Raw genomic sequence first — 14,950 nt, forward strand, 5'->3', positions numbered from 1 at the left:
GGGCGTCGCCCTGAATGACCCGAACAGCGGCGCAAGAACCGCAGCCCGCCAAAAGGCTCAGCCGCCCAGCCCCATCGATTGACGGGTCGCGGCGCGCAACGCCTGGAAGCTCTGCGACAGGGTCTTGCCGCTCGTGTCCACCGACAGGTCGGCCTTTGAATAGAAGGCGGCCCGGCCATTCAGGATGCGGCGCAGGTCTTCCATCGCTTCCTTGCTGGCCGCCATCGGCCGCGTGTCGCCCTGCGCGGCCACACGGCCCATGTGCTCCTCGGGCGCGGCCTGCAGCCACACCGTCGTGCAGTGGGCCAGCAGTTCGTTGAACGTGGCCGGGTCCGAAACGATGCCGCCCGGCGTCGCGATCACCACCTCGCTGTAGATCTGCACCGCCTCTTCCAGCGCACGGCGCTCGTAGCGGCGGTAGGCGTTGGTGCCGTAAAGGTCGTGGATCTCGCGCACGCTGCAGCCGGCGAGCTTCTCGATCTCGCGGCTCAGTTCGATGAACGGCAACTCCAGGTCTTCGGCCAGCATCTGCCCCAGCGTCGACTTGCCCGCGCCGCGCAACCCGACGAGAGCAATGCGGCGGTGCCGGGCCGGGTCGACCGAGGCCGTGCCCAGCAACTCGCCGAGCGCCACGCGCACGCGGCGCAGGTCGGTTTCGCTGCGGTTTTCGAGCAGTTCGCGAATCAGCAGCCACTCGGGCGAGCTGGTCGTGACGTCGCCCACCAACTCGGCCAGCGAGCAATGCAGCGCACCGGCCACCTGCTGCAGCACCAGGATCGATGCGTTGCCGATGCCGTATTCGAGGTTGGCCAGGTGCCGCTCCGACACGTCCGCGGCAATCGCCACTGCCTTGCGCGTCAGGCCACGCTGCGCGCGCAGGTTGCGCACGCGGTCGCCCAACGCCGCCAACAGCGGATTCCTGGCCTCCCCGGCCGGTGCGGCATTGCTGGCGCCGTTGCTGCCATTGCCGCCTTCTGGCGCGGTGGCCAGCACCGCGTCTACATGCTCGTTCATGCAATTCCTCGTTCTTCGCCGGGATTGTGCGCGCTCAGGGTAAACACCATAGATGCACTATATTGCTTGACACTGATTGTCTCGCTGCTTATTGTTCGGCCACAAGCAAGATACTGCACGCGCAGCAATCCTGCAAGGTAGTTCATAAGTTCAAGGCCAAGCCCCGGCGCGCGGCCTTGGATGTTCGCCCAGCCAGCCAGCCTCCACCGAGAAGCCCGCCACGATGTCCGACAGCAGCAGCCCCACTACCGCCACCACGAACGGCAAGCCGGCATTTCACCAGTTGATTGCCGGCCTGACCGCCGAGATCGCCGGCAAGCCGCTGGATGGCGCGCTCGACCAGTGGCTCAACGCCACGCACGGCGCGGGCAGCGCGCGCTTCGAGCAGCTGCGCCAGGCCTGCATCGGCGGCGTGGCCGAAGGCTGGCTGTGCGAGCGCGAAGGCGGCGGCATCAAGTACGGCCGGGTCTTCAAGGCCGAAGACGCACTGCACCGCTTCTCGGTCGACGTGGTCGACATGCAGGACATCGCGGGCCCGCACCACACGCATCCGAACGGCGAGATCGACCTGATCATGCCGCTCGACGACCACCCCGGCGCCACCTTCGACGGCCGGCCCGCGGGCTGGTGCGTCTACGGACCCGGCACCGCGCACCGCCCGACCGTGGCGCACGGCCGCGCGCTCGTTCTCTATCTCCTGCCCGAAGGGCAGATCAAGTTCACCGCATGACCACCGAACTCCTCGCCAACCACGTCGCCGGCCGCTGGCAAAGCGGCTCGGGCACCGGCACGCCGCTTTTCGACCCGGTGCTCGGCACCGAGCTCGTGCGCGTCGACGCCACCGGCCTCGACCTGCCGGCGGCCTTTGCCTTTGCGCGCGAACAGGGCGGCAACGCACTGCGCGCCCTCACCTACCGCCAGCGCGCCGGCCTGCTCGGCGCCATCGTCAAAGTGCTGCAGGCCAACCGCGATGCGTACTACGAGATCGCCACCGCGAACTCGGGCACGGTGAAGAACGACTCGGCCGTCGACATCGACGGCGCGATCTTCACGCTGGGCCAGTACGCCAAATGGGGCGATGCGCTGGGCGACGTGCGTGCGTTGCGCGACGGCGACGCAGTCAAGCTCGGCAAGGAGCCGGTGTTCCAGTCGCAACACCTGCAGGTGCCGACGCATGGCGTGGCGCTGTTCATCAACGCCTTCAACTTTCCTTCGTGGGGCCTGTGGGAAAAAGCCGCGCCCGCATTGCTCTCGGGCGTGCCCGTGATCGTGAAGCCCGCCACGGCCACCGCCTGGCTCACGCAGCGCATGGTGAAGGATGTGGTCGATGCGGGCGTGCTGCCCGCCGGCGCGCTCTCGGTCATCTGCGGCAGCTCGGCCGGCCTGATGGACCAGCTGCAGCCCTTCGACGTGGTGTCGTTCACCGGCTCGGCCGAGACGGCGGCGTTGATCCGCTCGCACGCCGCGGTGGCCCAGCGCTCGGTGCGCGTGAACATCGAGGCCGACAGCCTGAACAGCGCGCTGCTGCTGCCCGGCGCCGCGCCCGGCAGCGAGGCCTTCAACCTGCTCGTGCGCGAAGTGGTGCGCGAGATGACGGTGAAGGCTGGCCAGAAATGCACCGCCATCCGCCGCATCCTGGTGCCGGCCGAGGTGTACGACGACGCCGCCGAAGCCATCGGCGCCAAGCTCGCGGGCATCAGCGTCGGCAACCCGCGCAACGAGAGCGTGCGCATGGGCTCGTTGGTGAGCCGCGCGCAACTGAACGCGGTGCGCGAAGGGCTCGACGCGCTGGCCGCGCAAACCACCGTGCTGCACGATGGCCGCAACAAGCCGCTGGTCGATGCCGACCCGGCCGTGGCCGCCTGCATCGGCCCGGTGCTGCTGGGCGCACGCGATGCCGATGCTGCGCAACGTGTGCACGACGTGGAAGTGTTCGGCCCCGTCGCCACGCTGCTGCCGTACCGCGACCTTGCGCACGGCATCGCGCTGGCGCACCGCGGCCAGGGTTCGCTCGTGACCTCTCTCTATGGCAGCGACGACGCCGCGCTGGCACAAGCGGCGCTCGCCGTCGCACCGAGCCACGGCCGCGTGCATGTGATTTCTCCCGAAGTGGCGCAGGCCCACACCGGCCACGGCAACGTGATGCCGATGTCGATGCACGGCGGCCCCGGCCGCGCGGGCGGCGGCGCCGAACTCGGAGGCCTGCGCGCGCTGGACTTCTATCACCGCCGCAGCGCCGTGCAGGCGAGCCCCGGCGTGCTTGCCGCGCTCGGCCTCTAGAACGAACGAAGACACGGCCGAAGGAGACAAGACCATGACCCTGCCCGCACGATTCAACTTCGCCGAACACCTGTTCGCCCTCAACCGCGGCCGCGCCGAACGCATCGCCTACATCGACGACCACGGCACGCTCGGCTACGGCCAGCTCGAAGACCGTGCGCGCCGCCTCGCCGCCGCGCTGAAGGCCGCTGGCATCCGCCGCGAAGAGCGCGTGCTGCTGCTGATGCTCGACAGCAGCGACTGGCCCGTGAGCTTTCTCGGCTGCCTGTATGCAGGCATCGTGCCGGTGGCCGTCAACACCCTGCTCACGCCCGAGGACTACGCCTACATGCTCGACCACAGCCGCGCGCAGGCCGTGCTGGTGTCGGGCGCGTTGCTGCCGACGTTGCAGGACGCGATGGCGCGCGGCGGCCATGAAGTGCAGGCACTGATCGTGTCGCAACCCACCGGCCCGCTGCCCGAAGGCGCGAAGGAATTCGAGGCCGCGCTCGCCGCCGCCGAACCGCTAGCCGCACCCGTCGCCACGGCATCGGACGACCCGGGCTTCTGGCTGTATTCGTCCGGCTCCACCGGCAAGCCCAAGGGCACCGTGCACACGCACGCCAACCTGTGGTGGACGGCAGAGCTCTACGGCAAGCCGGTGCTGGCGCTGACCGAAGACGACGTGTGCTTCTCGGCTGCCAAGATGTACTTTGCGTATGGCTTGGGCAATGCGCTGACCTTCCCGCTGTCGGTCGGCGCCACGGTCGTGCTGATGGCCGAACGGCCCACGCCCGATGCCACCTTCCGCCGCTGGACCGAGCACAAGCCCACCGTGTTCTTCGGCGCGCCGACCGGCTTCGCGGGCATGCTCGCATCGCCCAGGCTGCCGGCGCGCGATGCCGTGGCGCTGCGCATGTGCTCCTCGGCCGGCGAGGCGCTGCCCGGCGAGATCGCGCAGCGCTTCAAGGCGCACTTCGGCTGCGAGATCATCGACGGCATCGGCTCGACCGAGATGCTGCACATCTTCATTTCCAACCGCCCCGGCGACATCCGCTACGGCACCACCGGCAAACCGGTGGACGGCTACGAGGTCGAGCTGCGCGGCGAAGACGGCCGCCCGGTGCCCGATGGCGAAGTGGGTGACCTCTACATTCGCGGCCCCAGTTCGGCGCTGATGTACTGGACCAACCGGGAGAAGTCGCGCGAGACCTTCCAGGGCGGCTGGACCAAGAGCGGCGACAAGTACACGCGCGACGCCGACGGCTACTTCACCTATGCGGGCCGCAGCGACGACATGCTGAAGGTCAGCGGCATTTATGTATCGCCGTTCGAGGTCGAGGCGACACTGATGCAGCACCCGGCCGTGCTCGAAGCTGCGGTGATCGGCAAGGAAGACAGCGAAGGGCTGACGAAGACGAAGGCGTTCGTGGTGTTGAAGGATGGCAGTGCGGCGACTGAGGAAGAGTTGAAGGCTTTTGTGAAGGAACGGCTGGCGCCGTACAAGTACCCGCGGTTTTTGGAGTTCGTGCAGGAGTTGCCGAAGACGGCGACGGGGAAGATCCAGCGGTTCAGGCTGCGCGAAAGGGAGAAGCAGGCATGAGGTTCCCGCGTTGTCCCCTCTCCCTCCGGGAGAGGGCTAGGGTGAGGGCATCGGCCTTCGCACAAGCACAGCCTTTGCCAGCGCCGCTGTCCCTCACCCCAACCCTCTCCCAGAGGGAGAGGGAGCAACAGCCATGAGCGCCAGCGCCCGCAACGACGGCACGCCCGAGTTCGCCACCATCACCTGGCGCAACCGCCCCGTGCGCATCGAATGCCAATGGCTCTCCCCGGAGCGCACCACCGCCCCGCTCATCGTCTTCCTCCACGAAGGCCTCGGCTCCGTCGCCATGTGGAAGGACTTCCCCGCGCAGATCTGCGACGCCGCCAACGCACGCGGCCTCGTGTTCTCGCGCCCCGGCTACGGCCGCTCGACACCGCGCGACGACGACGAGACCTGGGACGTCGACTTCATGCACCGCCAGGCACACGAAGTGCTGCCCGCCCTATTTGCCGCGCTGAAGCTCGACGACGAAAAGCCCTGGCTCTTCGGCCACAGCGACGGCGGCTCGATCGCGCTGCTGTACGCCTCGTGCTTCCCCGATCGCGTCGAAGGCCTCGTGGTGCTGGCGCCGCACATCTTCGTGGAAGACAAGACCGTCGCCAACATCGAGATTGCCCGCACCGCGTACCTCTCCACCGACCTGCCGAAGAAGCTGGGCCGCTACCACGACAGCGCCGATTCGGCCTTCTGGGGCTGGAACCGCATCTGGCTGCATCCGCCGTTCCGTGACTGGAATATCGAAGAAGAACTCGACACCATCCGCTGCCCCGTGCTGGCCGTGCAGGGCATCGACGACGAATACGGCACGCTGGCGCAGGTGCGCGGCATCGTGGCGCGCGTCGGCGCCCATGTCGGGGGTTGCGAGCTGCTCGAAATCCCTGAATGCGGGCATTCCCCACATCGCGATCAGCCGGAACGTGTCACCGTCGCAACCGCTTCCTTCATCACCAAAAACAGGAGACAAACACCATGACCACCCTCACCCCGGTTCGCACCGCGCGCCTCGCACTGACCGCGATCGCCTTCGCCGCCCTGGCCACCGCCGCCGGCGCGCAAGGCACGGCCAAGCTCAAGGTCGGCCTGATGCTGCCCTACAGCGGCACCTACACCGCGCTGGGCGTGGCCATCGAGAACGGCTTCAAGCTCTACGTCGACGAACAGGGCGGCAAGCTGGCAGGCCGCGAGATCGAATACTTCAAGGTCGACGACGAGTCCGACCCCGCCAAGGCCACCGACAACGTCAACAAGCTCATCAAGCGCGACAACGTCGACGTGATCGTCGGCACCGTGCACTCGGGCGTGGCCATGGCCATGGCCAAGGCCGCGAAGGAAAGCGGCACCGTGCTGATCGTGCCGAATGCCGGCGCCGACGCCGTGACCGGCCCGATGTGCGCGCCCAACATCTTCCGCAGCTCGTTCAGCAACTGGCAGCCCGCCTACGCCATGGGCGAGGTCGCGGCCAAGCAGCAGGGCAAGAAGAAGGTCATGACCATCACCTGGAAGTACGCGGCCGGCGAAGAGTCGGTCAACGGCTTCAAGGAAGGCTTCGAGAAGGCCGGCGGCAAGGTCGACAAGCAGCTCACGCTGCCCTTCCCCAACGTGGAGTTCCAGGCGCTGCTGACCGAGATCGCGGCGGCCAAGCCCGATGCGGTGTATGCCTTCTTCGCGGGCGGCGGCGCGGTGAAGTTCGTCAAGGACTACCAGGCCGCGGGCCTGAACAAGACCATTCCCCTGTACGGCCCCGGCTTCCTGACCGACGGCACGCTCGACGCGCAAGGCGAATCGGCGCAAGGCATGCTGACCACGCTGCACTACGCCGACGGCCTGAACACGGCCCGCGACAACGCGTTCCGCGTGGCCTATGCCAAGTCGTTCAAGCTGCAGCCCGACGTGTACGCGGTGCAGGGCTACGACGCGGCGCAAATGCTGGGCGTGGGCCTGAACGCCGCCAAGGGCGACATCTCGAAGAAGGCCGAGTTCACCGGCGCCATCGAGAAGGCGAAGATCGACAGCCCGCGCGGCACATTCACCGTGAGCAAGTCGCACAACCCGGTGCAGGACATCTACCTGCGCAAGGTCGATGGCAAGGAGAACAAGCTCGTAAGCACCGCGATCAAGGGCCTCGCCGACCCCGCTCGCGGCTGCCGTATGTAAGGGCCACGAGGCCTTCGGTTTTCTCGCTCCCTCGCGGCCCTTGACCGAGTTCAGGGGCTGCGAGCCGCCTTGCGGCACTCACAACCAACTGGGATCTCACACGGTGGATTTCGGAACCTTCCTCGTCCAGTGCCTGAACTCCGTTCAGTACGGACTGCTGCTGTTTCTCGTGGCCTCGGGGCTGACGCTGATCTTCGGGATCATGGGCGTCATCAACCTCGCCCACGGCAGCTTCTACATGATCGGCGCCTACATGGCGTTCTCGCTGGCGCCGGTGTTCGGCGACCAGTTTCTTCTGATGCTCGTTGCCGGTGTCGTGCTGGCGGCCATCTTCGGCTACCTGCTCGAATGGGCCTTCTTCAGCTACCTCTACCAGCGCGACCACCTGCAGCAGGTGCTCATGACCTACGGGCTCATCCTGGTGTTCGAGGAGCTGCGCTCGATCCTGGTCGGCAACGACGTGCATGGCGTCAAGGTGCCGGCATGGCTCGACGGCAGCTTCGCGCTCGGCAATGTCATGAGCTACCCCTGGTACCGGCTGTTCGCATCGGCCGCCTGCATCGTGCTGGCCGTGGGCCTGTACTTCGTGGTGAACCGCACGCGCCTGGGCATGATGATCCGTGCCGGCGCCAGCAACCGCGACATGGTGCGCGGCCTGGGCATCGACGTGAAGCGCCTGTACCGCATCGTGTTCGCGGCCGGCGTGGCGCTGGCGGCACTGGCCGGCATGATCGCCGCGCCCATGTCGTCGGTGTACCCCAACATGGGCGCGAGCGTGCTCATCATCTGCTTCGTGCTGGTGGTGATCGGCGGCATCGGCTCCATCACCGGCGCGCTGCTGGCCTCGCTGCTGGTGGGCTTCGTCGACACCTTCGGCAAGGTGTTCTTCGCGGACCTGAGCGGCATCGGCATCTACCTGCTGATGGCCATCGTGCTCATATGGAAGCCCGAAGGACTGATGGGGAGGCGGCCATGAAGAAGACCGCATTCCTGGTGCCGGTGCTGTGCGCCGTGCTCATCGGCGTGGCCGGCCCGTTCATGGGCAACTACGTTTCCGACTTCGTCGTGAAGATCATGATCCTGTCGATCTTCGCGCTGAGCCTCGAACTGCTGGTCGGCATGACCGGCCTCGTGAGCCTGGGCCACGCGGCCTTCTACGGCATCGGTGCGTACGTCACCGTGCTGGCATCGGGCAGCGAGGGCGGCAACTTCGCGCTGCTGCTGCCGCTGGCCATGGGCGCGGCGGCGCTGTATGCGCTGTTCGTCGGTGCGTTGAGCCTGCGCACGCGCGGCGTGTACTTCATCATGGTGACGCTGGCCTTTGCGCAGATGGCCTTCTTCGTGTTCCACGACACCAAGGTCGGCGGCGGCAGCGACGGCATCTACATGTATGTGCGGCCGGCCCTCGGCGCGCTCGACATGGAAAACCGCACCGTGCTGTTCTACGTGGTGCTGGCGTCGCTGGTGTTCACCTACGGCCTGCTGGCGCTGGTGCGCCGCTCGCGCTTCGGTGCGGCGCTGGCCGGCATCCGCGTGAACGAGCAGCGCATGCGCGCGGCGGGCTTTGCGGTGTACGGCTACAAGCTCGCGGCCTTCGTGCTGGCCGGTGCACTGGCTGGGCTCGCGGGCTTTCTGCTGGCCTCGCGCGACGGCGTTGTCAACCCGGAGCTGATGGCCTGGCACAACTCCGGCGAGGTGTTGCTGATGGTGATTCTGGGTGGCCTCGGCCACCTGCGCGGCGCGGTCATCGGCGCCATCGCGTTCACGCTGCTGAAGGAAATTTTCTCGACGCATGCCGTGATGGGCCCGCTGGCCGACCACTGGCAACTGACGCTGGGCATCGCGATCATCGTGTTCGTGGCGTTGCTGCCGAAGGGCTTGATCGGGCTGGTGCAACGGCTGTCGCCGAAGGGGGCCGCATGACTCTCGCTCCGACTTCGACTTTGACTTTCTCCCTCCCCTCCCGGGGGAGGGCCGGGGTGGGGGCAAGCGGCCTCCAACGCCGCGCAGCCTCCAAGGCCGCCCGCCCCCATCCCAACCTTCCCCCGGAAGGGGAAGGAGCAAGACCATGAGCACCACCCCCGCACTGCTTTCCGTCGAAAAACTCACGCGCCGCTTCGGCGGCCTCACCGCCGTCAACGCCGTCACGCTCGACCTGCACGTCGGCGAAGTGCATGCCGTGATCGGCACCAACGGCGCCGGCAAGTCCACGCTCATCAACATGCTCTCGGGCGAGATCGAGGCTTCGGAAGGCCGCATCGCGCTCGACGGTGTCGACATCACCGGCCGTGCGCAATCGCGCCGCGCGCGTGACGGCGTGGGCCGCAGCTACCAGCGCACCACCATCTTCCCGGAGTTCAGCGTGCACGAGAACTGCCGGCTCGCCGCGCAGGCCGCCACCGCGAAACCATGGGCCATCTGGCAGTCGTCGCAGCGCTGCGCCGCCAGCAACGCATCGGCCGACGCGGCACTCGAAGCCGCGGGCCTGTCGAACGAAGCGCTGCGCATTGCGGGCACGCTGAGCCACGGCGCGCAACGCCAGCTCGAAGTGGCCATGTGCCTGGCCACCCACCCGCGCGTGCTGCTGCTCGACGAGCCCCTCGCCGGCATGGGCGCCGAGGAAACCGACCGCATGCTCACCCTGCTCGCGCGCCTGAAGAGCACGCATGCCATCCTGCTGGTGGAGCACGACATGGACGCGGTGTTCCGCATTGCCGACCGCATCACCGTGATGGTGAACGGCACCGTCATCGCCACCGGCAATCCGCAAGAGATACGCGAGAACCCCGAAGTGCGCACCGCCTACCTCGGCGAAGAGAAACACTGACATGCTCATCGTTCGCGACCTCAATACTTATTACGGCAACAGCCACATCCTGCGCGGCGTGCACGCCGGCATTCCGGCCGCCACCTCGGTCGGCCTGCTCGGGCGCAACGGCATGGGCAAGACCACGCTGATCCGCACCGTCATGGGCTATGTGCGCCCCGCGTCGGGCGAAGTGCAGGTCGACGGCCGCACCGTCACCGGCCTGCCGCCCGAGAAGATGGCGCGCCTTGGCATCGGCTACGTGCCTGAAGGGCGCGGTATTTTCCCGAACCTGTCGGTGCGCGAGAACCTCGTGATGAGCGAACGCGCGGGCATCGACGGCAAGCGCGAATGGACCTTCGACCGCGTGATGGCCACCTTTCCGCGGCTGGCCGAACGGCTGTCGCATGGCGGCCAACAGCTGTCGGGCGGCGAGCAGCAGATGCTGTCGATCGGCCGCGCGCTGATGACCAACCCGCGTTTGTTGATCCTCGATGAAGCAACCGAAGGCCTGGCGCCGCTGATCGTGGCCGAGATCTGGCGCGTGATCAGCGAGATTCGCAGCACGGGCATTGCCACGCTGATCGTGGACCGCGACTATCGGAAGGTGCTGGCGCACACCGACCTGGCGGTGGTGATGGAGAAAGGGCAGATCGTGCGGCATGGGGCCTCGGCGGAACTGCTGGCGGAGCCGAAGGTGCTGGAGGAATTGCTGGGGGTTTGAGGCCGCGCCGCGCGGCGTACGAGCTGGCGCCCTCGCATCACAAGCGCTGACCCGCGTTGTCCCCTCTCCCGCTTGCGGGAGAGGGTTAGGGTGAGGGGCGAGTGCATTCGAACAAGCGCGGCTTTCAGTTGAAGGCCGCCACCCTCACCCCGCCCTCTCCCCAAGGGGAGAGGGAGTAAATCCATCGAAGCCGCCTACTCGATGAACCGCCGCAGCCCTTCCAGGTCGATCACGGTAATCCCCCCGTACTCGATCCGCAGGAACCCCGCCTCCTTCAACCGGTTCAAAGCCGCATTGCACCGCTGCCGCGACACGCCCGAGAGATTCGCAATCTCTTCCTGCGAGGTCTGCAGGTGCGGCTCGCTCCCGGGATGCAGCCACGGGTGGAACAGCCCCGCCAGCGCCCTCGCCACCTGGCTGTCCGCATCGAGCAGCCGGTGCGCCGCGTAGTTGCCCATGAACCAGTGCAGCCGCTCGTTGATCTGCTGCAGCAAAAAGTGATCGAAGCCGCGCTGCGTGCGGTGCAGCCACTCGAAGGTTTCCAGCGGCAGCTGCGCCACGCGGCTGGGCCGCAACGCGATGATGTCGGCCGTCCGGGGCACGGCGCGCAGCAGCGTGCCTTCGCCAAACCAGCTGCCGACCGACAGGCCGCCGAAGGTTACCGAGCGGCCGTCGCTCGAGGTGATCGACCACTTGAGCAAGCCTTCGAGCGTGCCGTACCAGTGCATCGGCGTGTCGCCGCGCCGGCACAGGGCGGCGCCGGCGGCCACGTCGACTTCGCGCATCTCGTCGCGCACGCGTTCGCGCGCTGCTTCGTCGAGCAACGGAAACCAGGCCGAGCCGTGCAACAGCTGCGGAATCGTCAGCGATGCCGCCTGTACGGGCGGCTTCGTCGTGGGCATGAAATGAAAGCTCCTGAGGGGGCGGCGAAGGGGCAAGGAAGAGGCAAAGAAGAGGCGCGCCGCGTAAACCCTGACACCAAATGTCGTCGCGATGACTGAGTGTGCCCGCGCCGCAAAAAATAATACCGCGCCCCCCACGAAAGACACCAGGAGCCCGGAATGTCGTCGAAGCGCAAAGTGATCGTGACCATCGCCCCCACCGGCGGCATGGCGCACAAGTCGCAGAACCCCCACCTGCCCACGCAGCCCGCCGAAATTGCCGCCGACGTGCTGCGCTGCTGGAACGCCGGCGCCAGCGTGGTGGCGATCCACGCGCGCCGCCCCGACGACGGCGCCACCTGCGATGCCGAGGTGTACCGCGACATCAATTCACGCATCCGCGCGGGCGGCAGCGACATCGTCATCAACAACTCCACCGGCGGCGGCGTGCATGGCGACATGGTCAAGCCGCTGGCGGGCGACCGCTGGGAAATTGCCTGGGAAGAGCGCATCAAGGGCATGGACGCGGGCGCCGAGATGTGCACGCTGGACGCCACCACGCTCAACCTGAGCTTCGAGGGCAAGCAGATCCTGATGGACACGCCCCTCACGCGCGGCCGCGAGCTGGCCGCCGGCATGAAGGCGCGCGGCATCAAGCCCGAGTGGGAGGTGTTCAGCCCCACGCACATCCTGCAGGACGTGACCACGCTGACCGGCGAGGGGCACGACGACGAGCCCTACTTCATCAACCTGGTGATGAACGTGCACCGCAACTTCCAGAACGCGATGCCGTACTCGCCGCGCTTCCTGCAGATGATGGTCGACACCTTGCCCAAGGGCAGCATCTTCGGCGTGAGCGGCATCGGCATGTCGCAGCTCGAAGCCAACGTGGCGGCGCTGCTGCTGGGCGGCCATGCGCGCGTGGGGCTGGAAGACAACCTGTACTTCCGGCACGGCGAGCTGGCGACCAACGTGCAGCTCACCGAGCGCATCGTGCGCGTGATCCGCGAACTCGACATGGAAGTGGCCACGCCGGCCGAGGCGCGGCAGATGATGGGCCTGCCGCGCGCGGGCACGCCACGGCCCGAGTTCGCGCTGGGCTGACAGCCGACAGACAAGAACAACGAACGGAGACAAGAGCACATGACCATTTTTTCCCGCACCGCACTGGCCCTGGCCCTGCCACTGGGCACGGCTTTCTCGGCAAGCGCCCTCGCCCAGGTCTCGGACGACGTCATCCGCATCGGCTTCATCAGCGACATGTCGGGCCTGTACCGCGACTACGACGGCCCGGCCGGCGCCGAGGCCATCCGCATGGCCATCGCCGACATGGGCGGCGAGATCGCCGGCAAGAAGATCGAGCTGGTCACGGCCGACCACCAGAACAAGCCCGACATCGCCGCCGCCAAGGCGCGCGAATGGTTCGACGTGCAGAAGGTCGACATGCTGATCGGCGGCGTCAACTCGGGCGCGGCCATTGCCATGGCGGGCGTGGCGGCCGACAAGAAAAAGCCGTACTTCGTGGTCGGCTCGGGCGCCTCGAGCCTCACCAATGAATACTGCTCGCCCTACACGGTGCACTACGCCTACGACACCGTGGCCATGGCGCGAGGCACGGCAAGCGCGGTGGTCAAGGCCGGCGGCAAGAGCTGGTACTTCGTGGCGGCCGACTACGCCTTCGGCGCGGCGCTGCAGAGCGACGCGGTGAAGACCATCCAGGCCAGCGGCGGCACGGTGGCGGGCTCGGTGAAGCACCCGCTGGGCGCGAGCGATTTCTCGTCGTTCATGCTGCAGGCGCAGAACTCGAAGGCGCAGGTGCTGGCACTTGCCAACGCGGGCGGCGACACGGTGAACGCCATCAAGTCGGCGGCCGAGTTCGGCATCAACAAGAACATGAAGCTCGCCGGCATGATCATCACGATCAACGACGTGCATGCGCTGGGCCTGAAGACATCGCAGGGCATGTACCTCACCGACAGCTGGTACTGGAACCAGAGCGCCGAGTCGCGCACCTGGGCGCGCCGCTTCTTCGACAAGCACAAGCGCATGCCCTCGTCGTTCCACGCCGGCGACTACTCGGCCGCACTGCAGTACCTGCAGGCCGTGAAAACCGCGGGCAGCGACGATGCCGACAAGGTGATGGCACAGCTGCGCAAGACGAAGTTCAACGACATGTTCGTCAAGGGCGGCTGGCTGCGCGACGACGGTCTGATGGTGCACGACATGCACCTGATGCAGGTGAAGACGCCGGCCGAATCGAAGGAGCCGTGGGACTACTACAAGGTGGTCGAGCCGATTGCCGGCGAGGCCGCATGGACCACCCGTGCCGAGAGCCGCTGCGCGCGGTGGAAGTCGTCATGAGCCGCATCGCCTCCACCACAGACGTGAAGCGCGTCGCGGTCGTCGGCACCGGCGTGATCGGCGCGAGCTGGGTCGCGTACTTCCTGGCGCACGGGCTCGACGTGAACGCAACCGACCCGTCGCCGGGCGCGGAAGATCGCCTGCGCGAAGCGGTGGCGCAGCACTGGCCCACGCTGGAGCGCTTCGGCCTGGCGGAAGGCGCATCGGTCGACCGCCTGCGTTTTCATGACAGCCTGGAAGACGCGGTGTCGGTGGCCGACTTCGTGCAAGAGAACGGCCCCGAGCGCATGGATTTCAAGATCGACCTGTTCCGCCGCATGGACGCAGCAGCCCCGCCCGACACGATCCTGGCATCGAGCTCGTCGGGGCTGGCGATCAGCGGCGTGCAGTCGGGCTGCGCGCATCCGCAACGCGTGGTGCTGGGGCACCCGTTCAATCCACCGCATCTGATTCCGCTGGTGGAGGTGATCGGCGGCGAGCACACTTCCACCGACGCCATCGAACGCACGATGGCGTTCTACGCAGCCATCGGCAAGCGGCCGATCCACGTGAAGCGCGAGGTGAAGGGCCACATCGCGAACCGCCTGCAGGCGGCGCTGTGGCGCGAAGCGTTTCACCTGGTCGATGAAGGCGTGGCGAGCGTGGCCGACATCGACACGGCGATTGCGCACGGCCCGGGTCTGCGCTGGGCGGTGATGGGACCGTTCATGAACCTGCACCTGTCCGGCGGCGCGGGCGGCATCGAACACGTGCTCGCGCACCTGGGCGGACCGATCGAAGACTGGTGGAAAGACCTGGGTGCGCCGTCGATGACTGCTGAGCTCAAGCAGAAAGTCGCGCGAGGCGTGTCCGACGAATTGGGCGCACGCCGTGTCACTGACCTAGAGGCCGTTCGCGACAACCTGCTGTTGGACCTGATTCGCGCGAAGGCTGATACCGGCAAGCTTGACTAGACGGTCGCTGTTGCTGCGCTGTTCAGGGCGACGCCCACGCCGACGGTGTGCTCTGCTCCGCGAATGTCCCCCGCTTCGCTCCTCCTTTATTTCGCTGCGCGGAGCACCCGATGCCAGTCGCACGAGGGCGCTGCTCTCGCATTGGCCGATCAACGACCGCTCTGAAGGCGCTCGCGCCGATGGTGTGCTCTGCGC

General features: G+C 67.2%; 14 protein-coding genes. 12 read left to right on the top strand and 2 right to left on the bottom strand.

What is annotated here, in order from left to right; translation table 11 throughout:
* Positions 1-57: 57 nt before the first annotated feature.
* On the bottom strand, positions 58-1,014 hold the full coding sequence (locus DBV14_RS20495) for a helix-turn-helix transcriptional regulator (RefSeq protein WP_124461506.1): 957 nt from the start codon (positions 1,012-1,014) through the stop codon (positions 58-60).
* 223 nt (positions 1,015-1,237) lie between these two features.
* Here DBV14_RS20495 and DBV14_RS20500 point away from each other — a divergent pair, with 223 nt between their 5' ends.
* The 9 genes from DBV14_RS20500 (at position 1,238) to DBV14_RS20540 (ending at position 10,560) form a co-directional block, all read left to right on the top strand.
* The gene (locus DBV14_RS20500) at positions 1,238-1,744 is read left to right on the top strand and encodes a DUF4863 family protein (protein ID WP_124461509.1); all 507 of its coding nucleotides are present in this window, start codon (positions 1,238-1,240) and stop codon (positions 1,742-1,744) included.
* Positions 1,741-3,294 carry a 3,4-dehydroadipyl-CoA semialdehyde dehydrogenase gene (locus DBV14_RS20505; RefSeq protein ID WP_124461511.1) on the top strand — a complete coding sequence of 518 codons (1,554 nt, stop codon included), beginning with the start codon at positions 1,741-1,743 and terminating at the stop codon, positions 3,292-3,294. The genes DBV14_RS20500 and DBV14_RS20505 overlap by 4 nt, the downstream gene beginning before the upstream one ends.
* A 34-nt stretch (positions 3,295-3,328) precedes the next feature.
* Entirely contained in the window at positions 3,329-4,876 is a 1,548-nt protein-coding gene (locus tag DBV14_RS20510) for a benzoate-CoA ligase family protein (RefSeq protein WP_124461513.1), read from the top strand.
* 133 nt (positions 4,877-5,009) lie between these two features.
* The gene (locus DBV14_RS20515) at positions 5,010-5,849 is read left to right on the top strand and encodes an alpha/beta fold hydrolase (protein WP_124461515.1); all 840 of its coding nucleotides are present in this window, start codon (positions 5,010-5,012) and stop codon (positions 5,847-5,849) included.
* On the top strand, positions 5,846-7,030 hold the full coding sequence (locus DBV14_RS20520; protein ID WP_124461517.1) for an ABC transporter substrate-binding protein: 1,185 nt from the start codon (positions 5,846-5,848) through the stop codon (positions 7,028-7,030). Before DBV14_RS20515 ends, DBV14_RS20520 begins: the two co-directional genes overlap by 4 nt.
* Positions 7,031-7,133: 103 nt before the next feature.
* Entirely contained in the window at positions 7,134-8,006 is an 873-nt protein-coding gene (locus tag DBV14_RS20525; protein WP_124461519.1) for a branched-chain amino acid ABC transporter permease, read from the top strand.
* Entirely contained in the window at positions 8,003-8,953 is a 951-nt protein-coding gene (locus tag DBV14_RS20530) for a branched-chain amino acid ABC transporter permease (protein WP_124461521.1), read from the top strand. Before DBV14_RS20525 ends, DBV14_RS20530 begins: the two co-directional genes overlap by 4 nt.
* 145 nt (positions 8,954-9,098) lie before the next feature.
* The gene (locus DBV14_RS20535; protein WP_124461523.1) at positions 9,099-9,857 is read left to right on the top strand and encodes an ABC transporter ATP-binding protein; all 759 of its coding nucleotides are present in this window, start codon (positions 9,099-9,101) and stop codon (positions 9,855-9,857) included.
* A gap of 1 nt (position 9,858) precedes the next feature.
* Positions 9,859-10,560, top strand: a complete 702-nt coding sequence (locus tag DBV14_RS20540; RefSeq protein ID WP_124461525.1) for an ABC transporter ATP-binding protein — start codon at positions 9,859-9,861, stop codon at positions 10,558-10,560.
* 194 nt (positions 10,561-10,754) lie between these two features.
* On the opposite strand, the gene DBV14_RS20545 is transcribed toward DBV14_RS20540, so the two are convergent.
* Complete coding sequence (locus tag DBV14_RS20545) at positions 10,755-11,462, bottom strand: Crp/Fnr family transcriptional regulator (RefSeq protein ID WP_124461528.1); 708 nt, start codon at positions 11,460-11,462, stop codon at positions 10,755-10,757.
* A gap of 159 nt (positions 11,463-11,621) precedes the next feature.
* Between DBV14_RS20545 and DBV14_RS20550 the strand changes: the two genes are divergently transcribed.
* The 3 genes from DBV14_RS20550 to DBV14_RS20560 are packed head-to-tail and all read left to right on the top strand — an operon-like array spanning position 11,622 to position 14,755.
* Complete coding sequence (locus tag DBV14_RS20550) at positions 11,622-12,545, top strand: 3-keto-5-aminohexanoate cleavage protein (RefSeq protein ID WP_124461530.1); 924 nt, start codon at positions 11,622-11,624, stop codon at positions 12,543-12,545.
* Between the two features lie 39 nt (positions 12,546-12,584).
* A complete protein-coding gene (locus DBV14_RS20555) occupies positions 12,585-13,802 on the top strand; it encodes an ABC transporter substrate-binding protein (protein ID WP_124461531.1) in 1,218 nt (405 codons plus the stop codon).
* Positions 13,799-14,755, top strand: a complete 957-nt coding sequence (locus DBV14_RS20560; protein WP_124461533.1) for a 3-hydroxyacyl-CoA dehydrogenase NAD-binding domain-containing protein — start codon at positions 13,799-13,801, stop codon at positions 14,753-14,755. The genes DBV14_RS20555 and DBV14_RS20560 overlap by 4 nt, the downstream gene beginning before the upstream one ends.
* The last annotated feature ends 195 nt before the right edge of the window (positions 14,756-14,950 follow it).

Source organism: Variovorax sp. KBW07 (genome assembly GCF_003852515.1).
Taxonomy (GTDB): Bacteria; Pseudomonadota; Gammaproteobacteria; order Burkholderiales; family Burkholderiaceae_C; genus Variovorax.

What these genes read in the sequence shown, in the direction of transcription:
- DBV14_RS20520 (WP_124461517.1), top strand. Translation starts at nt 5,846, where the DNA reads ATGACCACCCTCACCCCGGTTCGCACCGCGCGCCTCGCACTGACCGCG.
- DBV14_RS20560 (WP_124461533.1), top strand. Translation starts at nt 13,799, where the DNA reads ATGAGCCGCATCGCCTCCACCACAGACGTGAAGCGCGTCGCGGTCGTC.
- DBV14_RS20515 (WP_124461515.1), top strand. Translation starts at nt 5,010, where the DNA reads ATGAGCGCCAGCGCCCGCAACGACGGCACGCCCGAGTTCGCCACCATC.
- DBV14_RS20495 (WP_124461506.1), bottom strand. Translation starts at nt 1,014, where the DNA reads ATGAACGAGCATGTAGACGCGGTGCTGGCCACCGCGCCAGAAGGCGGC.
- DBV14_RS20535 (WP_124461523.1), top strand. Translation starts at nt 9,099, where the DNA reads ATGAGCACCACCCCCGCACTGCTTTCCGTCGAAAAACTCACGCGCCGC.
- DBV14_RS20545 (WP_124461528.1), bottom strand. Translation starts at nt 11,462, where the DNA reads ATGCCCACGACGAAGCCGCCCGTACAGGCGGCATCGCTGACGATTCCG.
- DBV14_RS20510 (WP_124461513.1), top strand. Translation starts at nt 3,329, where the DNA reads ATGACCCTGCCCGCACGATTCAACTTCGCCGAACACCTGTTCGCCCTC.
- DBV14_RS20555 (WP_124461531.1), top strand. Translation starts at nt 12,585, where the DNA reads ATGACCATTTTTTCCCGCACCGCACTGGCCCTGGCCCTGCCACTGGGC.
- DBV14_RS20530 (WP_124461521.1), top strand. Translation starts at nt 8,003, where the DNA reads ATGAAGAAGACCGCATTCCTGGTGCCGGTGCTGTGCGCCGTGCTCATC.
- DBV14_RS20505 (WP_124461511.1), top strand. Translation starts at nt 1,741, where the DNA reads ATGACCACCGAACTCCTCGCCAACCACGTCGCCGGCCGCTGGCAAAGC.
- DBV14_RS20550 (WP_124461530.1), top strand. Translation starts at nt 11,622, where the DNA reads ATGTCGTCGAAGCGCAAAGTGATCGTGACCATCGCCCCCACCGGCGGC.
- DBV14_RS20540 (WP_124461525.1), top strand. Translation starts at nt 9,859, where the DNA reads ATGCTCATCGTTCGCGACCTCAATACTTATTACGGCAACAGCCACATC.
- DBV14_RS20500 (WP_124461509.1), top strand. Translation starts at nt 1,238, where the DNA reads ATGTCCGACAGCAGCAGCCCCACTACCGCCACCACGAACGGCAAGCCG.